Origin of the sequence: Marinactinospora thermotolerans DSM 45154 (assembly GCF_900167435.1) — a bacterium.
GTDB classification, from domain to species: domain Bacteria; phylum Actinomycetota; class Actinomycetes; order Streptosporangiales; family Streptosporangiaceae; genus Marinactinospora; species Marinactinospora thermotolerans.
Window position 1 is genome coordinate 44,513 of the sequence record NZ_FUWS01000001.1, and the last position, 18,037, is coordinate 62,549.

14 protein-coding genes and 1 pseudogene are annotated in these 18,037 nt (G+C 71.6%); 5 read left to right on the top strand and 10 right to left on the bottom strand.

The genetic code is table 11. From position 1 onward, the window contains the following. Positions 1 to 8: 8 nt before the first annotated feature. The 5 genes from B5D66_RS00200 to B5D66_RS00220 form a co-directional block, all read right to left on the bottom strand. Positions 9 to 1,112, bottom strand: coding sequence for a carboxylate-amine ligase (locus B5D66_RS00200; protein ID WP_078759499.1), 1,104 nt, complete (start codon positions 1,110 to 1,112; stop codon positions 9 to 11). A 367-nt stretch (positions 1,113 to 1,479) separates the two neighbouring features. Next, positions 1,480 to 3,435, bottom strand: a complete 1,956-nt coding sequence (locus tag B5D66_RS00205) for an ABC transporter permease/substrate-binding protein (RefSeq protein ID WP_078759500.1) — start codon at positions 3,433 to 3,435, stop codon at positions 1,480 to 1,482. Beyond that, a complete protein-coding gene (locus B5D66_RS00210) occupies positions 3,425 to 4,924 on the bottom strand; it encodes a sugar ABC transporter ATP-binding protein (RefSeq protein ID WP_078759501.1) in 1,500 nt (499 codons plus the stop codon). Before B5D66_RS00210 ends, B5D66_RS00205 begins: the two co-directional genes overlap by 11 nt. Continuing rightward, entirely contained in the window at positions 4,921 to 5,925 is a 1,005-nt protein-coding gene (locus B5D66_RS00215; RefSeq protein WP_078759502.1) for a LacI family DNA-binding transcriptional regulator, read from the bottom strand. The genes B5D66_RS00210 and B5D66_RS00215 overlap by 4 nt, the downstream gene beginning before the upstream one ends. 1,196 nt (positions 5,926 to 7,121) lie before the next feature. Beyond that, the gene (locus B5D66_RS00220) at positions 7,122 to 7,979 is read right to left on the bottom strand and encodes a siderophore-interacting protein (protein WP_078759503.1); all 858 of its coding nucleotides are present in this window, start codon (positions 7,977 to 7,979) and stop codon (positions 7,122 to 7,124) included. A 248-nt stretch (positions 7,980 to 8,227) separates the two neighbouring features. Here B5D66_RS00220 and B5D66_RS00225 point away from each other — a divergent pair, with 248 nt between their 5' ends. Beyond that, on the top strand, positions 8,228 to 9,220 hold the full coding sequence (locus tag B5D66_RS00225) for an adenosine deaminase (protein WP_078759504.1): 993 nt from the start codon (positions 8,228 to 8,230) through the stop codon (positions 9,218 to 9,220). A gap of 28 nt (positions 9,221 to 9,248) precedes the next feature. Here the strand turns inward: B5D66_RS00225 and B5D66_RS00230 are convergent, their stop codons facing one another. Then, entirely contained in the window at positions 9,249 to 9,437 is a 189-nt protein-coding gene (locus B5D66_RS00230; protein ID WP_078759505.1) for a hypothetical protein, read from the bottom strand. A gap of 80 nt (positions 9,438 to 9,517) precedes the next feature. Between B5D66_RS00230 and B5D66_RS00235 the strand changes: the two are divergent. After that, positions 9,518 to 10,147 (top strand): annotated as a pseudogene (locus B5D66_RS00235) (hypothetical protein); the annotation flags it as partial. Between the two features lie 434 nt (positions 10,148 to 10,581). Beyond that, positions 10,582 to 11,883 carry an MFS transporter gene (locus tag B5D66_RS00240; RefSeq protein WP_078759506.1) on the top strand — a complete coding sequence of 434 codons (1,302 nt, stop codon included), beginning with the start codon at positions 10,582 to 10,584 and terminating at the stop codon, positions 11,881 to 11,883. A 42-nt stretch (positions 11,884 to 11,925) separates the two neighbouring features. Here B5D66_RS00240 and B5D66_RS00245 read toward each other — a convergent pair whose 3' ends face one another. Genes B5D66_RS00245 through B5D66_RS00260 form a run of 4 tightly spaced genes read right to left on the bottom strand, consistent with a single transcriptional unit; the run spans position 11,926 to position 16,131 of the window. After that, the gene (locus B5D66_RS00245; protein ID WP_078759507.1) at positions 11,926 to 12,825 is read right to left on the bottom strand and encodes a carbohydrate ABC transporter permease; all 900 of its coding nucleotides are present in this window, start codon (positions 12,823 to 12,825) and stop codon (positions 11,926 to 11,928) included. Further along, a complete protein-coding gene (locus tag B5D66_RS00250; RefSeq protein ID WP_078759508.1) occupies positions 12,822 to 13,739 on the bottom strand; it encodes a carbohydrate ABC transporter permease in 918 nt (305 codons plus the stop codon). Before B5D66_RS00250 ends, B5D66_RS00245 begins: the two co-directional genes overlap by 4 nt. Further along, positions 13,736 to 15,124, bottom strand: a complete 1,389-nt coding sequence (locus tag B5D66_RS00255) for an ABC transporter substrate-binding protein (RefSeq protein ID WP_078759509.1) — start codon at positions 15,122 to 15,124, stop codon at positions 13,736 to 13,738. Before B5D66_RS00255 ends, B5D66_RS00250 begins: the two co-directional genes overlap by 4 nt. Positions 15,125 to 15,126: 2 nt before the next feature. Further along, positions 15,127 to 16,131, bottom strand: coding sequence for a zinc-dependent alcohol dehydrogenase family protein (locus B5D66_RS00260; RefSeq protein WP_078759510.1), 1,005 nt, complete (start codon positions 16,129 to 16,131; stop codon positions 15,127 to 15,129). A gap of 221 nt (positions 16,132 to 16,352) precedes the next feature. Here B5D66_RS00260 and B5D66_RS00265 point away from each other — a divergent pair, with 221 nt between their 5' ends. Beyond that, the gene (locus B5D66_RS00265; RefSeq protein WP_078759991.1) at positions 16,353 to 17,273 is read left to right on the top strand and encodes a sugar-binding transcriptional regulator; all 921 of its coding nucleotides are present in this window, start codon (positions 16,353 to 16,355) and stop codon (positions 17,271 to 17,273) included. Positions 17,274 to 17,507: 234 nt separating this feature from the next. Next, positions 17,508 to 18,037, top strand: a 530-nt coding sequence (locus B5D66_RS00270) for a HAMP domain-containing protein (RefSeq protein ID WP_144290669.1), incomplete at its 3' end; no start/stop codon positions are given.

Here is an 18,037-nt window from a genome sequence, read left to right on the forward strand (position 1 = left end):
CCCGCCTCTCAGTGCCGGTCGGCGCTGTCGGCGGTCTCCGCGACGAGGAGGTCGACGACGTCGGCGAAGTCGCCGCGTCGCGCGAAGGCGCGGCGCTGCCGGGCGGCCGAGCTCCCCCTGCGCAGGAAGTCCCGGGCGGCCTCCTCGACCAGGGAGCGGTCCCCCAACCGGTCGAGCACGGGTCCCAGTTCGTCGACCAGGCGCGCCACCAGCTCGCGGCCGGGCGCGGGCGTGGGCGTCACCGCGGTGACGAGGTCGCCTTCGACGCCGAACCGGGCGGCCCGCCAGAGCGCTCCGCGAGCCCGGACCGGGTCGATCTCGGGCGCGGCCCGACCGGCCAGCTCGGCCTCCCATTCGTGTACCACCAGGGCGCGGAACAGGCCGGCGATCAGCAGGATGTCGCGCACGTCGGGGCAGGAGTCGCACACCCGCAGTTCCAGTGTCGGCACATGGGAGGAGGGGCGGACGTTGAAATAGATCATCCCGGCGTCCTTGACGACGCCGGAGGCGCGCAGATCGGCGACCACGCGGTCGTACTCGGCGGCGCCGGAGAGCCGGCCGATCGGCCCGGAGGTGGGCCAGCGCGCCCAGCTCATCGCGCGTCCGCTGGCGTACCCACGGTCCTGCCCCATCCAGTAGGGAGAACTGACGCTGATGGCGAGCAGGATCGGCATCCAGCGTTCCACGCGGTGGGCCAGGATCACGGCGAGATCCCGGTCCTCGACGTTGACGTGGACCTGGGTGCTGCACAGAAGCTGCTCACGGGCGAGGAACTGGAACTGGTCGTAGAGAAAGCCGTACCTGGGATCGGTCCCGTCCTGGGCTCCGTGGAAATCGACGAGAGGGACCGTTCCAGCTGCGGCGACACCGAGATCTAATTTTCGTGCCGCGGTGATCAGAGTTCGACGCAGGCCGGAGATGTCCTCGCGCAGATCAGCCAATTCCCGTGACGGTCGCGTCTTACTCTCCACTGCCGATTTTTGCAGTTCAGGACTGTATCCCTCACCAGGAAGAAGAGCGAGCACCTCTCCGGCCCGGGGCGTCAGGCGGCGACTGGAGAGGTCTACGATATGAAATTCTTCTTCCACTCCGACCGTCATCTTGTCGATCATGCGGTGAACGTATAACAGCGTCGAAGTAGCGGCAAGACGACGGTTGAAGGTGTGCTTCGAAGCACCCTGAATTAACCGGGGCTTCACACTATATATAAACCCGGGGAAAACACCACAGTCCTGTTCCGGAAAACCATTGGAGAGCTTCTGGGAGATGGGGGAGACGTCTCCCGCACCATCCGTCCCAGGCAGTGGGCCACCACAGCGGGCACCCGGATGGGAAGGGCCGGCCGACCGGAACCGATGTCCGGTATCGGCCGGCCCCGGAACGGCCCGACACCGATGCGCCGGCCCCCGACACCCGTGGGGGCGGGCGGCCACGGCCGCCCGCCCCCACGGGTTCGCTTCTCCCCCAGGGGGAGTGGGGTCAGTTCCCGGATCGGGAGGAAGCCTCCTCCTGCCCCATGACCTTGACCGGGATGTCGGTCGGATCGCCGGGACCCAGGTCCCCCGACTCCACGGCGTCCAGCGCCGCGCCGACCGCCGCCTCCCCCAGCATCCTCGGCTGCTGGGCGACCGTGGCGTTCAGCGTCCCGGCCTCGACCGCGGCCAGCCCCTCGGGGGTGCCGTCGAAACCGACGATCACCACCTCCTCACCGGCACGGCCCCCCAGCGCCTTGGCCGCGCCGAGCGCCATCTCGTCGTTGGCGGCGAACACGCCCTCGATATCGGGGTTGGCCTGGAGCATGTTCTGCATGACGTCCAACGCCTTGGTGCGGTCGAAATCCGCGGGCTGGGAGGCCACCACGTCGATCCCCGAGTGCTCGGCGATCTCCTCGGTGAACCCCTGCCCCCGGTCGCGGGCGGCCGAGGTGCCGGGCTGCCCCTCCAACACCGCGATCGGGCCGGAACCGACCAGGTCGGCGAGTTCACGCGCCGCCATCCGGCCGCCCTCGACGTTGTCGGAGGCGATCGTGGTGACGACGTCGCCGCCGTTGGGCGCCCGGTCCACCGCGATCACCGGGATCCCGGCCCGGTTCGCGGCCTCCACCGAGGGCACGATCGCGTCGGAGTCCACCGGGTTGACGACGATCGCGTCGACCCCCCGGGCGATCGCGTCCTGGACCGCGTTGGCCTGCCGTGAGGAGTCATCGCCGGCGTCGCTGACGATGAGGTCCACGCCCGACCGTTCGGCCTCCTCCAACGCTCCGGCGCGGACGTCGACGAAGAAGGGGTTGTTGAGGGTCGAAAGCGACAGGGCGACCGTGGGACGCTCCGCCCCGTCACCGCTCTGCCGCTGGTAGACGGCCCAGCCGGCCCCGATCAGGATGACGACGAGGACCGCCGCCACTCCGCGGCGCATCGCGGGCGAGCGCGTGGGACGGGGACCGCCGCCACGGCGGCGCCGGCGCAGCGTGTCCGAGAGCACCGCGATCGCGATGACGACGCCGATGATGACCTGCTGCCAGAAAGCGGACACGTTCAACAGGTTCAGACCGTTGCGCAGCACGCCGAGGATGAGCGCGCCGACGAACGTGCCCATCGCGCTGCCGACCCCGCCCGACAGACTCGCGCCTCCGATGACAACAGCGGCGATCGCGTCCAGTTCGTAGCCGGTGCCCGCCTCGGGCTGGGCCGAGGAGAGCCGGGAGGCCAGCAGGATGCCGGCGACCGCCGCGAACAGACCCGAGAGCGCGTAGATGACGAGCTGCTGACGGCCGACCTTGATGCCGGACAGGCGGGCGGCCTCGGCGTTGCCGCCGATGGCGTACATAGCGCGCCCGGAGTAGGTGCGGCGCAGCACGAACGCGGTGACCAGGCCGATGAGCAGCATGACCAGGACCGGGTAGGGCAGGAAACCGAACAGCGTGCCGGCCCCGAACTCCCCGAGCCAGCCGTCGAGCGTGATCGGCTTGCCGCCGGAGATCACCAGGGCCAGTCCACGGGCCACGCTGAGCATCGCCAGCGTCGCGATGAACGGTGGCACCCGTCCGATCGTGATCAGCAGGCCACTGGCCAGACCCGCCAGCGCTCCGGCGGCCAGACCGATCAGCACCGCCAGCCACATGGGCAGCCCGCCGCTGGCGACGGTCCACCCGGTGACGATGCCGGCCAGTCCGGCGACACTGCCCACCGACAGGTCGATACCGCCGCTGACGATCACGAACGTCATACCGAACGCCAGGATCGCCACGACGGACGCCTGGACGCCGACGTTGAGCAGGTTGTTCGCGGTGAGGAAGTCGGGCGACAGGATCGCCAGCAGCACGACCAGGACGATCAGACCGCCCAGGGCACCGCTGTTGTCCGCCAGGGCGCGCAGCCGCGTCGACCGCCGTGCCCGGTCTCGACCCGGCTCCCGTTGCGTCTTTCTATCCGACACCGTCGTTCCCCTCTGTGACAGCGAGCGCCATGACCTTCTCCTGGGTCGCCTCGGCGCGACCGAGCTCGCCCCGCAGCCTCCCGTCCGCCATGACCAGCACCCGGTCGCTCATGCCGAGCAGTTCGGTCAGGTCACTGGAGACGATGAGCACGGCGGTGCCCTGCTCGGTGAGCGTGTTGATGAGTTCGTAGATCTCGACCTTGGCCCCGACGTCGATCCCACGGGTGGGCTCGTCGAGGATCAGCACCCGTGGCCGGGCGAGCAGCCACTTGCCGATGACGATCTTCTGCTGGTTGCCTCCGGACAGGGTGCCGGCGGCCTGGTCCAGCCCCGCGGCGCGGACCTTGAGCAGCTCGGCCTGCCGCGCCGCCGCGGCACGCTGGGAGCGCAGGTCCACCAGGCCGGCGCGGGTGCGTTCGCCCAACGTGGCCAGGCCCATGTTCTCCTCGATGGAGGCGCCCAGGACCAGGCCCTGACCGGCCCGGTCCTCCGGTACGAGGGCCAGCCCGGCCCGGCGGGCCGCGGTGATGTCCCCCGGGGGCACGCTCTGTCCGGCCACCACCACCTCGCCGGTGTCGTGGCGGTCGGCGCCGAAGATCGCCCGGACCAGTTCGGTGCGGCCGGCGCCGACCAGCCCGCCGATGCCGACGACCTCACCGGCGCGGGCGGTGAAGGAGACGTCCGAGAAGACCCCGGCGCGGCCCAGGCCGCGTACCTCCAACAGGGTCTCGCCGACCTCACCTCGCCGGTGGGGGTACTGCTGCTCGATCGAGCGTCCCACCATGAGGCGCACGAGTTCGTCGGCGTCGGTGGAGGCGGGCACCTCGGCGACCTTGGCGCCGTCGCGCAGTACCGTGACGCGGTCGCCGATCTCGGCGATCTCGTCGAGCAGGTGGGAGATGAACACGACCCCGACCCCCGAACGGGTGAGGTCGCGGACGATGTCGAACAGCCGGGCGGCCTCGGTACGGCTCAGCACGGCGGTCGGTTCGTCCATGATGAGGAACCGCGTCTCCAGGCTCAGCGCCTTGGCGATCTCCACCATCTGGCGCTGGGCGACGCCGAGGTCGGCGACCGTCGCGTCGACGTCGAGGTCCAGCCCCATCCGTTCGACGAGCTCGGCGGCCTGCCGGCGCATCCGCCGCCGGTCGACGAGCCCGAACCTGCGCGGCGGCCGGCCCAGGTGGATGTTCTCGGCGACGCTGAGCCCGGGGACCAGCGCCATCTCCTGGTGGATGGTGGAGATCCCCAGTTGCTCGGCGTGGCCGGGGCCGGTGAGGCGGACCTCCTGCCCGTCCACCTTGACCACGCCGCTGTCGGGGCGGTGTACCCCGGCCATCACCTTGATCAGGGTGCTCTTGCCCGCCCCGTTCTCTCCGAGCAGGACGTGGACCTCTCCCCCACGCAGGTCGAAGTCGACCCCTTCCAGGGCGCGCACGCCGGGGAAGGCCTTGGTCACCCCGATCAGTTCCAATCGGCGGGTGTTCATTGCGCTCCTTGTCTCTCTCCGCAGGATCCGCGGATGACGAGCTGGCAGGGCAGTGTCCGCGAGCGGGCCGGACGGCCGTTCAGCAGGGCGATGAGCTCGCGCACCGCCGCGCGCCCCATCTCCTCGGTCTGCTGCCGGACCGCGGTGATGGGTGGATCGACGAACTCGAACCAGGGCAGGTCGTCGAAGCTGGCCAGACCGATGTCGCTGCCCGGCCGCAGGCCCCGGTCGCGGACCCAGCGCAGCGCGCCCAGCGCCATCAGGTTGTCGGCGGCGAACACCGCGGTGGGGGGATCGGGCCGCTCCATCAACTCCCCCATGGCGGCGACGCCGCTGGCCGTCTGGAAGTCACCGATGCGCACGTCGCGATCGGCGACCTCCAGCCCGTGGGCGGCGAGCGCCGCCCGGAAGGCCGCGAGCCGCTCCCGGCCGGTGACCAGGGAGGTCGGGCCGGAGATGATCGCGATGCGGCGGTGGCCGAGGGCCACGAGGTGGTCGACCAGCTCGCGGGTCGCCGTGGCGTTGTCGCTGCGCACGACCGGGAGGTCCAGCCCGTCGATCGAGCGGTCGATCAGCACGATCGGCCGGCCGCGCCGGACGACCTCCTCGACCAGAGGCGAGACGCGGTCGGTCGGGCACAGCAGCAGCCCGGCGACGCGCTGCTCCAGCAGGATGTCCAGGTACTCGTCCTGGCGGCGCGGATCCTCGTCGGCGTTGCCGGTGATCACGTAGTAGCCGTGGGCGCGCGCCTCGTCCTCGACGGCTCGGGCCAGCTCGGTGAAGAAGGGGTTGAGGACGTCCCCGATGACCAGGCCCAATGTCGTGACGTCGGCCGAGCGCAGCGTGCGCGCGGCGGCGTTGGGGTGGTAGGCGAGTCGTTCCACCGCGGCGAGGACCCGCTCCCTGGACTCCGCGGTGACGGAGGGGTGGTCGTTGAGCACCCGGGACACCGTCGCGGTGGAGACCCCGGCAGCCCGGGCCACGTCTTTGATGGTGGCCATGAGAGGAAAGTAATCGATTACACGAGCCGTGTAAACGTTTACTTTCCGCGCGCGACCCCTCTACCTCCCCCTCCCCTCTTCACGTTTTCACTGCTCAGAAGCTGTTTCGACGACTCGAAGGCCCCTCATGTTCCCTCGTGTGACATCTCCGACACCCCTCACACGAGATCACGCGACAGGGGTGCCCGCCCCGCCCCTCTGCGGCCTACGGGATGGACCTCCGGCCGGCCCCGACTCCGAGGGCCTCCTCTCCCCACGCCGAGCGCGAGGTCCGAGGACGGACGGCGCCCTTCCCGCGCCGCCGGCGCATCCCCGCGGCCGCCCGCCGGACCCCGCCCGGACACGGCGCAACACGCTCGTCCGCGCCGCCACGGCCCGCGCCGGTTCGGCGCCCCGGGACCGGACCGCGCCCCTCCCGGCCGGTGGGACAGCGCCGTGGCCGCCGACGGCGCGCCCCGGCGCCTCCACGCGGTGGAGGCCGTGCCGGCGCCATGGCGCGCAGCGCCGACACGTCGGATGGCTCTGTCGCGCCCGTGGGGCACGCGCGGCCCCGGGTGCCCACCATCGGGGACGGAGCAGCGACCGGCGCCCGAGACACCCGGCCCCCGTTTCCGGTGTCCCCGCGTGAGACGCCGCGCGCACCACGCCGGCCCGGCCTCGTCTCACGTGGCGCCCGACAGACCCCGCCACGATCACCCCGCCGCGCGGGGTGCCACCTTCACGTGCCCGGGTGGTGTCCTGCTCCTCACCTGCCGTTGCCCGTGGGTCGACAGCCACCAGGCGGTGCGGGGACACGGCTTTGCCCGTCGACGTGCGCGGTCGAACCGGGGACGTGGGGATCCGAGGTCGCGCTCGGCCGGATCACCGCGCGCGGCGCGCGCCCATGCCGGACGGCGTTCTCCCACGGGAGCGCGGCGACGACGGCCCCGGCCGTCGGACACGTGGCGCTCCAACCGCGCTCCGCGCCGTCTCGCGGCGGGCGGGCGCGCCTGTCACCGAGGGCGCGCTGGATCGCGACGTCCGGTCGCCGCCCGGCCATCTGCCCGCCCTCGTCACGCGCCTCACGGCGGGGCCGGACCGGCGCCCGGGAGGGTGGCGTGGACGGCGCCGCCCCGACTCCGGGGACACCACCGCCCTTCCCGGGACGTCCAGTGGTCATCGCGCCCCACCGAAGGGGCGCGAGGCGAGGATCCGGCTCAGGACACCCCGGCGAGGCGGGCGGCCTCCTCCTCTTCGACACGGCGGTTCCACTCGCCCTTGGAGGACTGCCAGCCGTCCTCGTCGCTGCCCAGGCGCCAGTAGCCGGAGATCGACAGGCGCTCACGGGGCACCTGGTGCTCCAGTCGCAGGAAGTGGCGCAGCTCCTTGACGAAGTTCGCCTCGCCGTGGACGAACGCCTGGACCTCGCCCTCGGGGAACTCCAGTCCGCGCACCGCCTCGGCCAGGGCGGCCCCGACCCGGCGCTCCCCACGGTGCACCCAGGTGACCTGGACGTCGCCGTCGGGCACGGCGAGCCGCTGCTCCTCCGCCTCGTCGGCGACCTCGACCAGGACGCGGGCGACCGCACCGGCGGGCAGGCGCTCGACCGAGGCCGCGATGGCGGGAAGGGCGCTCTCGTCACCGACGAGCAGGTGCCAGCCGGACTCGGGCGCGGGCGCGTAGGCGCCCCCGGGGCCGAGAAAGCGGATGACGTCGCCCGGCCGCGCGGCGGCGGCCCAGGGGCCGGCCAGCCCCTCGTCACCGTGGTGGACGAAGTCGATGACGAGCTCCCGGGTGGCGGCGTCCCAGGAGCGCACGGTGTAGGTGCGGGTGAGGGGCCACTGCTCACGCGGGAAGTCACGGCGGATCGCCTCGATGTCGAACGGCTCGGGATAGGCGACGCCGGGCCGCGGGAAGAGCAGCTTGACGTAGTGGTCGGTGTAGTCACCGGCGGAGAACCCCGCGAGCCCGTCACCGCCGAGAACCACCCGGATCATGTGCGGGGTCAGGCGCTCGACGTGCCGGACCCGGCCGTGGTGAACCCGGGGCTTCTCGCGCGTTCGACGGTCCGTCATCGGCCGTCCACCACCTTCCACATTTGGTTAGGCATACCTAAAACACTCAGGCAAGCCTAGGGTATCCCGAGTGGGCGCCGCCGTGTCACCCCCGTCACGTCGTCTCCGTTTCGTCCTCCCCCCGTTCCGCTGGTACACATGGGGGAGCCCGCACCGCCGCAGGTCCACGCCCCTCCGTCGTGACGGGGCCGCCTGCGCCGACCCCGACGCTTCGGCGACGCAGCAGCACGAAAGAGATCCCCACGACGATGGCCATCCCCAAGGCGGAACTGCACCTGCACATCGAGGGCACCCTGGAACCCGAACTCGCCTTCGAACTCGCCGAGCGCAACGGGATCGAGCTGCCGTTCGACTCCGTCGAGGAGCTGCGCCGCGCCTACTCCTTCACCGACCTCCAGTCGTTCCTCGACCTGTACTACGCGCTGATGTCGGTCCTGCGCACCGAGCAGGACTTCGCCGACCTCGCCGCCGCCTACCTGGAGCGGGCCGCCGCGCAGGGCGTGCGGCACGCCGAGATCTTCTTCGACCCCCAGGCCCACACCTCCCGTGGCGTGGCGATCGGGACCGTGGTCACCGGGCTGGCCCGCGCCTTGGAGGACGCCGAGCGGAGCCTGGGGATCTCCTCCCGGCTCATCCTGTGCTTCCTGCGCGACCGCCCCGCCGAGGAGGCCATGGAGACCCTGGAGAGCGCCCGCCCCCATCTGCACGCGATCACCGGTGTCGGACTCGACTCCGCCGAGATCGGCAACCCCCCGGAGAAGTTCCGTGAGGTCTTCGCCGCGGCCCGCGCCGCAGGGCTGCGCCGGGTGGCCCACGCCGGCGAGGAGGGGCCCGCCGACTACGTGCGCCAGGCCCTGGACGTCCTGGGCGCCGAGCGGATCGACCACGGGGTGCGCTGCCTGGAGGACCCCGAGCTGGTGGAGCGGCTGCGCCGAGAGGCCGTACCGCTGACCGTGTGCCCCTTCTCCAACGTCCGGCTGCGCGTGGTGGAGCGGCTGGAGGAGCACCCGCTCCCCAAGCTGATCGGCGCGGGGCTCGTGGTGACCGTGAACTCCGACGACCCCGCCTACTTCGGCGGCTACGTCGAGGACAACCTCGACGGCGTGCGCAGGGCGCTCGACCTCGACCCGGAGACCGTTCGCGAGCTGGCCCGCAACTCCTTCCGGGCCGCCTTCTTGGACGAGGAGCGGCGCGCGGAGCTGATCGCCGAGGTCGACGCCTACCGGTTCCCGGCGGAGTGATCCGTCCCGGCCGCGCGGCCGGGACGGATCAGCCCCGGCCGGAGTCCTGCGGCGGTTCGATCTCCTCGCGTGTCGCCTCGGCCAGACGTTGCCGCAGCCGCGTCCGGATCTCCTCGGGGGTGTAGGCGCGACGGCGGCGTTCCGCACGCGCGATGACCACCCCGGTCGCCGCGACGCCCGCGAAGCCCGCCAGGCCCAGTATCTTCCACCAGCGCATGCGCCTAAGCTACCGGTGTCCCGTCGAGAACGCCCCGGCCCGCGGCCAGAGAGGACGGCTTCGCCGTGACCGAGACCCACATCAGCCTGGACGAGGCCGTCGACCTCACCCGCACCGGTGACGTCTGGGTCTTCCGCGGACGCACCGTCCCCGACCGGGCCATCCAGGTCACCACCAACAGCCCCGTCAACCACGTGGGCATGTCCGTGGTGATCGAGGACCTTCCGCCACTGATGTGGCACGCCGAGCTGGGCCGCTCCCTGCCCGACATGTGGTCGGGCACCCACCAGCGCGGCGTCCAGCTCCACGACCTGCGCGACGCCGTGGTCACCTGGGGGGCGAGGTACGGCCAACGGGCGTGGCTGCGCCAGCTCGACCCGTCCGCCACCCGTGAGGCCGAGGACGCGGTCCTGCGCACGATCGCCCGGTTGGACGGCACCCCCTTCCCCTCGACGGCCCGCCTCGCCGGGCGGTGGCTGCGCGGCCGGGTGCCCCTGCCTCCGCGACGGGGCCGGGGCGGCGCGGGCGAGCGGAGGCTGGAGACCGCCTACTGCGCCGAGGTCGTCGCGCTCACCTACGAGGCCATGGGGTTGCTGCCCGGCGGGCGCAGGCCCAACTGGTATGACCCGGGACGTTTCTGGAGCGGCGACGACCTGGACCTGGTCGGGGGGCACCGGCTCGGCGGGGAGATCGCGGTGGACATCCCCGAAGAGGCCCTGGCCGGGCGGACCCGGCCCGCCGCCGAGCGCTCCCGCCCACGACTGCGGCTGCCCCGTCTTCCCCGCGCTGTGCGCCTTCCCCCTCTCCCCTGGCGGCGCGGCGACTGAACCGGGGCCGTCGGCCTGTCCCGCAGGACCGGCGTGCCCCGTTCCCGGCCCCGGGCGGCCGGGTCCCGGCCCGCCGCGCGGTGGACGTCGGGAGGAGGGGCGCCCGGACCCGTCGAGGCGTCGCCCCACGATGCGTCAACGCTCCCTCTCCCGGCGAGGTGGCGGCCGCTCCCCCGCGTCGGCCTGGATCGCCGGCCGTGTCCGGAATCGGACGTCTCCCGTCCGTCCCCTCCCGGTGCTGGGGGAACGCGCCGGCCGGCGGGCGAAGATCACGAAAACGCCGGTGTCCGCCGGACGGCCGCTAGAGGATGGGCGATATGAACCCAACCACCGGCGGGGCCGTTGCGGCCAGTGCACCCGAACATCGCCTACCGGTCAGACGGCTGGTGGCGGCGAGCGTCGGCAACGCGATCGAATGGTACGACTGGACGATCTACGCGACGTTCAGCATCTACTTCGCCACCCAGTTCTTCCCCGGCGACAACGAGGACCTCGCCCGCATCAACACCTTCGCGGCCTTCGCGCTCGCGTTCTTCTTCCGCCCGCTCGGCGGTCTGCTCATCGGCCGCCTGGCCGACGTCAAGGGCCGCAGGCCGGCGATGCTGCTCACCATCGTGCTGATGGCCGGCGGCTCGGTGGTGCTGGCGGTGCTGCCGACCTACGAGCAGGTGGGCTGGGTGGCGCCGGTGCTGCTCCTGCTCGCCCGGATCGCCCAGGGGGTGTCGATCGGCGGGGAGGTGTCCAACGCCTCGGCCTATCTGGGCGAGATCGCGCCGGCCGACCGCAGGGGCCGTTACTCCTCGTTCTTCTACCTGTCCACCGGTTCGGCGGTGCTCGCGGCCTCCCTGATCGGCTTCGCGCTGGCCCGCCTCCTGGACACGGAGGCGCTGGAGGCCTACGGGTGGCGCATCCCGTTCGCGCTCGGCGGTCTGCTGGGGCTGGTGGGTCTGTGGCTGCGTCGCAGCCTGGGCGAGACCGAGCTGTTCGAACGCAGCGTCGGCGAGGGGCGCCGCGCCTCCCGCCCGCTGCTGACCACCCTGCGGCGCCACCCCCGGGCGGTCGGCCAGGTCGTGGGCTTCACGATGCTGTCGACGCTGTGCTACTACACCTTCTTCAGCGCGCTCGGCCCCTTCGCCGTCGACGTGCGCGGCGCCGACGACGCGGACGTGTTCCTCGCCCTGTCCGTGGCGACCGCGCTGTTCGTCGCGCTGCAGTATCCGATGGGCGCCCTGTCGGACCGTCTCGGCCGCAGACCCCAGCTCCTGGTCTGGTCGGCGGCGACGGCGCTGCTGATCGTGCCCCTGTCGAGCCTGGTGGGCACCAGTCTGGCCGGACTGCTCGTGGTGTTCTGCGTGGGGCTGGGGCTCTACAGCGCCATGACGTCGATCGCGCCGGCCGTCATGAGCGAACTGTTCCCGACGGAACTGCGCGGGCTGGGGATCGGCGCCTGGTACAACCTGACCGTGGCGCTGTTCGGGGGCACCGCGCCGTTGGTGATCAGCACGCTGGCCGCGGCGGGGTACGCGCCCGTCTTCTTCTCCTACGTGGCCGCCGCGGCCGTGGTGACCTTCGTCGTCGTCCTCACCCTGCCCGAGACGCGGGGAGCCGAGTTGCGCTGAGGGGTGTGCGCGCGACCCGCGCCGCGCGCACACCCGATCGGATTATTTGACCGCGCCCATGGACAGGCCGCGGACGAGCTGGCGCTGGGCGATCCAGCCGACGATGACGATCGGCAGGGACACCATGGTGGCCGCCGCCGACAGTTGGGCCCAGTACAGGCCTTCGCTGGTGATGAACCCGGTCATGAACACCGGCACCGTGGCGGCCTGCGACGCGGTCAGGTTGACGGCGAAGAAGAACTCGTTCCAGGAGAAGATCATGCAGATCAGCGCGGTCGCGGCGATACCGGGGGCCATGACCGGCAGCATGACCGACCACAGCACGCGCGGCAGCGACGCGCCCTCCATCCGGGCGGCCTCGACGATGCCGCGCGGCACCTCCAGGAAGAACGAGCGCAGCATCCACACCGCGATGGGCAGGTTCATCGCGGTGTAGAGGATCACCAGGGTCCAGATGTTGTCCAGCATCTTGATGCGACCGGCGATGACGTAGAGCGGGACGATGACCGCGACGACCGGCAGCATCTTGGTGGAGATGAAGAAGAACAGCACGTCCTTGGTCTTGCGCACCGGCGCGACCGACAGCGCGTAGGCCGCGGGCACCCCCAGCACCAGGACGAGCGTGGTGGAGAACAACGTCGCCATGAGGGAGTTGCCGAGGTAGGGGGCGAAGTCGGCGGCGAAGACCTCACGGAACCGGTCCAGGGTCGGTTCGAAGAAGATCCGGGGCGGATCGGTGTAGGCGTCGGCCTCCTGCTTGAAGGAGGTGAGCACCATCCACAGGGCCGGTGCGACGAACACCAGCGTCACGGCCCAGGTGAGCAGGGTCAGGGCGAGGCCCCCGGCCCCGCCACGGCGCCGGCGGGGCCGGGGCGCGGGGGCGGGCGGAGCCCCGGATCCCGCGCGCGCCGCCTTGGGGGACGGCAGGTGGGTGGCCGTCATGAGAGCTTCTCCTCGGTCGCCATGAAGGTGCGGAAGATCAGCCGCAGGGCGAGCGTCGCGACGATCATGGTGCCGATCACCACGATCACCCCCATCGCCGCGGACTGACCGATGTCAAATCCCAGGAACGCCCGCTGGTAGATGGTGAACGGCAGGTTGGCGCTGGCCGTGCCGGGACCGCCCTGGGTCATCATGTAGATGGTGTCGAAGGTGCCGACGACGTAGATGGAGCCGAGCAGCACCCCCAGCTCGATGTAGCGCCGCAGGTGCGGCAGGGTGACGAAGAGGAACATCTGCCGGGGTCCGGCCCCGTCGACCTGCCCCGCCTCCACGACGTCGCGTCCCTGGCTTTGGAGACCGGCCAGGACCAGCAGCATCATGAACGGCGTCCACTGCCACACCAGCGCGGTGACCACCGAGGCCACCGGGTAGCTCGACACCCAGTCGACGTCGCCCAGCCCGAACGGCGACAGCGCGAACCCGACCAGGCCGAAGACCGGGTCGAACATCGTGGTCTTCCACAGCAGGGCGGTGGCGACCGGGACGATGAGGAACGGGGTGATCAGCAGGGTGCGGGCCAGCCCGCGCCCGAAGAACTTCCGGTCCAGCAGCAGGGCCAGGCCGATCCCCAGCAGCATCGACACCAGCACGCAGGAGGCGGTGATCAGGATCGTGTTGCCCGCCGCTCCCAGGAACTGGGTGTCGGTGAGCACCGCGACGTAGTTGTCCAGGCCGCTGAACTGTCCCGATCCGGGGCGCAGCAGGTTCCAGGAGCGCAGCGAGTACCAGATGGTGACGAGGAACGGGAGCTGGGTCACCACGATCGTGAAGATCAGCGCGGGCAGCAGCGGGGCGCGGCGTGCCCAGTCCCCGGTGCGGCGCGTGCCCTCCCGGGGCACGGCTGTGGTGCTCATTGTTCCTCCCGCTGGTAGGTCTCGCCGACGGAGCGGGCGTAGTCGTCGCTCTGTTCCAGGGCTTCGTCGACGTCGATGCGTCCGGCGATGGCCGCGCTGATCTGCTGGCTGACCCGGGTGCCGAGGTCCTGGAACTCGGGGATGGCCACGAATCCGATCCCCTCGTAGGGGACGGGGTGGAGGGTGGCGTTGTCGCTGTCGGCGGTCTCGATGGCCTCACGCATGGGCTGGGCGTAGGCCTGCGCCACCTCCTGGTACCGGGGGTTCTCGAAGGTGCTGATCCGGCTGCCCGGGGGCACCCGTTCCCAGCCGAACTCCTCGCCGACGGTCTCGATGTAGTCCCGGTCGGTCACCCACTCGACGAACTCCCAGGCGCGCTCGGGGTCCTCGGTGGTGGCGGGGATCGCGAGGGACCACACGTACAGCCAGCCGCTGCGGTCGGTCTGCACGACCGGCGCCGGGGCGTAGCCGCTGAGTCCGGCCACCGTGCTGGAGGCGGGGTCCTCGATGGTGCTGACCATGGCGGTGGCGTCGTACCACATGGCCGCGCGGCCCTGGCTGTAGTGGGTCAGGCAGTCACCGTACCCGCTGTTGGCGGCACCGGGCTGGCCGTGCTCGCGGACGAGGTCGACGTAGAAGTTCACGGCCTCGCGGTACTCGGGGCTGGTGAGCCCGGAGTTCCACTCCGCGTCGAACCAGCTCCCGCCGAAGGTGTTCACCACGGTGGTGAGCGGGCTCATCACCTCGCCCCAGCCGGGCAGGCCGCGCAGGCAGATCCCGGCGACTCCGGCCTCGTCGTCGTCGAGTTCGGCGGCGAACTCGGCGATCTGGTGCCAGGTGGGGTTCTCGGGCATCTCCAGACCGGCCTCGCGGAACAGGTCCTCCCGGTAGGCGAGGAAGGAGGACTCGCCGTAGAAGGGGACGGAGTACATGTCGCCCTCGTAGGACAGCGACTCGCGGACGGTGGGGATGAAGTCGTCGGCGTCGTAGCCCTCGGTGGCGTCGATGTGCGGCTGGAGGTTGGTCAGCCAGCCGTTCTCCGCCCACTGCGCGGTCTCGTAGTTGCTGATCATCACCACGTCGAACTCGCCGCCCTCGGTGGCGACGGAGGTGGTGATCTTGGCGCGCGCCTCGTTCTCGGGCAGGGTCACGAAGTTCACCTCGATGCCGGGGTGTTCGGCCTCGAAGTGGGACTGCAGGGCGATGGCGTCCTGCATCTGCGGGTTGGCGACGATGGCGACGACGAGCGGGTCCTCGCCGCCGGCGTTGATCGCGCCGGCTCCGGCGCAACCGGAGAGGGTCAGCGCGCCCGCGGTGGCGACGGCCAGCGCGGCGGGAAGGGGACGGCGGACGGGGTCGCCGGTCGCCGGGGGGACGGCGCGCATCCTCACTCCTCCGTTCCGCCGGGCAGGACCTGGATCTTCACGCCGGCGCCGGCGCGCATCAGGCCGAGCGCCTCGGGGAAACGTTCGAGGGGCAGCGCGTGGGTGAGCAGCGGCGCGGTCTCGATCGCGCCGGAGGCGATCAGGTCCAGGGCCGCCCCGTAGCTGTGCAGCACCGCCATGGAGCCGACGATCGTGATCTCGTCGTTGTAGACGCGGAACGGCGACAGGCTGACGCGCGCGTTGTCGGGGGCGACGCCGAACACCAGGAAGCGGCCTCCCCGCCGCAACGCGCCCAGTCCCGCCTCGATCGCGGCGGGCACGCCGGTGACGTCGACGGCGGCGTCGAAGCGGACGCCGTCGAGTTCGGCGACGTCGGTGGCGATGGCCTGGGCGCCCAGCCCGTCGGCGATCTTGACGCGCTCGGGGTTGCGGTCGACGACGGTGACGCGGGCCCCGGCGCGCTGGAGGAGCTGCTGGAGCATCAGGCCCATGGTCCCGGCGCCGACCACGAGGATGTTCTCGCCCGGTTCGGCGCCGAGGCGGCGCAGGCCGTGCACGGCGCAGGACAGCGGCTCGACCAGGGCTCCCTCGCGGTAGCTCATCGTGTCGGGCATCCGGTAGCAGTTGGCGGCCGGGACGGCGACGTACTCGGCGAACGCGCCGTCGACGGTGTCGCCGGTGGCCGCCCAGTTGGCGCACAGGTTGCCGCGGCCCGCGCGACAGAACTCGCAGTGGCCGCAGAACAGCGAGGGGTCCACGGCGACCCGGTCGCCGGGGCGCAGCCCGCCGGGGGCGGCGGAGCCGACCTCGACGACCTCACCGCTGAACTCGTGGCCGGGGACGAGGGGGTAGGGGCTGGGCGGGAATTCCCCGTCGGCGATGTGCAGGTCGGTGCCGCAAATGCCGCACGCCCCCACTTTGACGACGACTTGGTGCGGGGCGGGGGTCGGATCGGGTCTCGTCCCCACCTCCACCTCGCCCGGACGGGGGATGATCGCTGCGCGCACGGTGGCTCCTCGGTTCGCTTCACTCGTAAGTCCGCTCAAAAGAGCGATGTATCGCTCTTTTGGTGCGGCCATTGAAACGTCCCGGAAACCCCGTGTCAACGTATGATTTCACCGATGAGCACACTGGCACTCACATGAGCACGAGGAACATGGACAGAGACGAGGACGTCGTCACAGAGGCGCCGGCCCCCGCGGAAGCGCAGGCCAAGGGGATCTCCGACCTGCTGCTGGCGGCCGGTGTCGCGCGCCGTTTCTACCTCGACGGGCGCTCCAAAGTGGAGATCGCCGAGGAGTTCGGGATGAGCCGGTTCAAGGTGGCGCGCGTGCTCGACTTCGCTCGGGAGAGCGGGATCGTCCGGATCGACATCCGGCTTCCCGACGGCATCGACGCCGGCCTGTCGGAGACCCTTCGCGCGGCCTATGGACTGCGCCGGGTGATCGTCGTCGACGCCGGGGACGGCGACCAGGCGCGGGTGCGCGAACGGATCGGCGTGGTCGCGGCCGACCTGCTGGCCGACACCCTCTCCGAGGGCGACGTCTTGGGCCTGACCTGGGGGCGGACGGTCAACGTCATCCTCACGTCGCTGACCCGGCTGCCACGTTGCACGACCGTGCAGCTCAACGGGGTGTACTCCCGTCGCGACCCCGGCCCCGGGACGGTCGAGACCGTGCAGCGGGCGGCGGCGCTGTCGGGCGGCCCCGCCTACCCCATCTACGCCCCGCTCATCCTGCCCGACGCGGCCACGGCCCGTGCCCTGCGCGCGGATCCGGGGGTGGCCGCGGCCTTCGACCGCTTCGGGCAGGTCACCACGGCGGTGGTGTCGATCGGCGCCTGGAGCGAGGGCCTGTCCACCGTCTATGACGCCCTGGACCCCGCGGTCCGCGACGCGATCGCCGAGCAGGGCGTGCGGGCCGAGATGTCCACCCACCTGTTCGACGCCGAGGGGCGTGAGGTGTGCACCGAGCTCGCCGACCGCGTGCTCACCGTGAGCACGCGGGAACTGCGCCATATCCCCGAGGTGATCGCGCTGGCCGGTGGAGACGGCAAGGCCGGGGCGATCGACGCGGCGCTGCGTTCGGGACTGGTCTCCACATTGGTCACCGACTCCTCCGTGGCGCGGGCCCTGGCCGGCGCGCTCTGACGTCCCCCGCCGACCGGCCGCGTGGGGGCATCCTTGGGCGGCCGGCCGAAAACGTCCTTTTCCCCTGCTTGCGGTCCGCCCGGAAAGCGCTCCCCGCGGACCACCGGGTACTCTCCATCCGGGTTCGTGGGAGCATGTCTGCGGACGCCCGTTCGAACCGAGTGCAGGCGACCCTGGGGCCGGACCGTGACACTGGTCCGGCCGTCGAGGCATCCACCGGGATGAGGACGCGAGATGGGCGAAGTGGCGGACACCGGCGTTCAGGGACCCCTTCGTGAGGGCGGCCCCGACCCTGTCGACGTGGTCGGGGAGGCCGAGCTCCGCCGGCTGCTGGCGGGACTCACCGCGGTGCGCGACGGCGATTTCGGCACGCGGCTGCCCGACGACGGCGAGGGTCTGCTCGGCGAGATCGCGGTCGTCTTCAACGGCATGGTCGACCAGCTCTCGCTGTTCACCTCGGAGGTCACCCGGGTGGCGCGCGAGGTCGGCACCGAGGGGCAACTGGGCGGTCAGGCGCGGGTCCCCGGGGTGTCGGGCACCTGGGAGGACCTCACCGACTCGGTGAACGCGATGGCCGGAAACCTCACCGGCCAGGTCCGCTCCATCGCCCAGGTCGCCACCGCCGTCGCCAACGGCGACCTGTCCCAGAAGATCGACGTCGAGGCGCGCGGCGAGATCCTCGAACTCAAGACCACCATCAACACGATGGTCGACCAGCTCTCCTCCTTCGCCGGCGAGGTCACCCGCGTCGCCCGCGAAGTCGG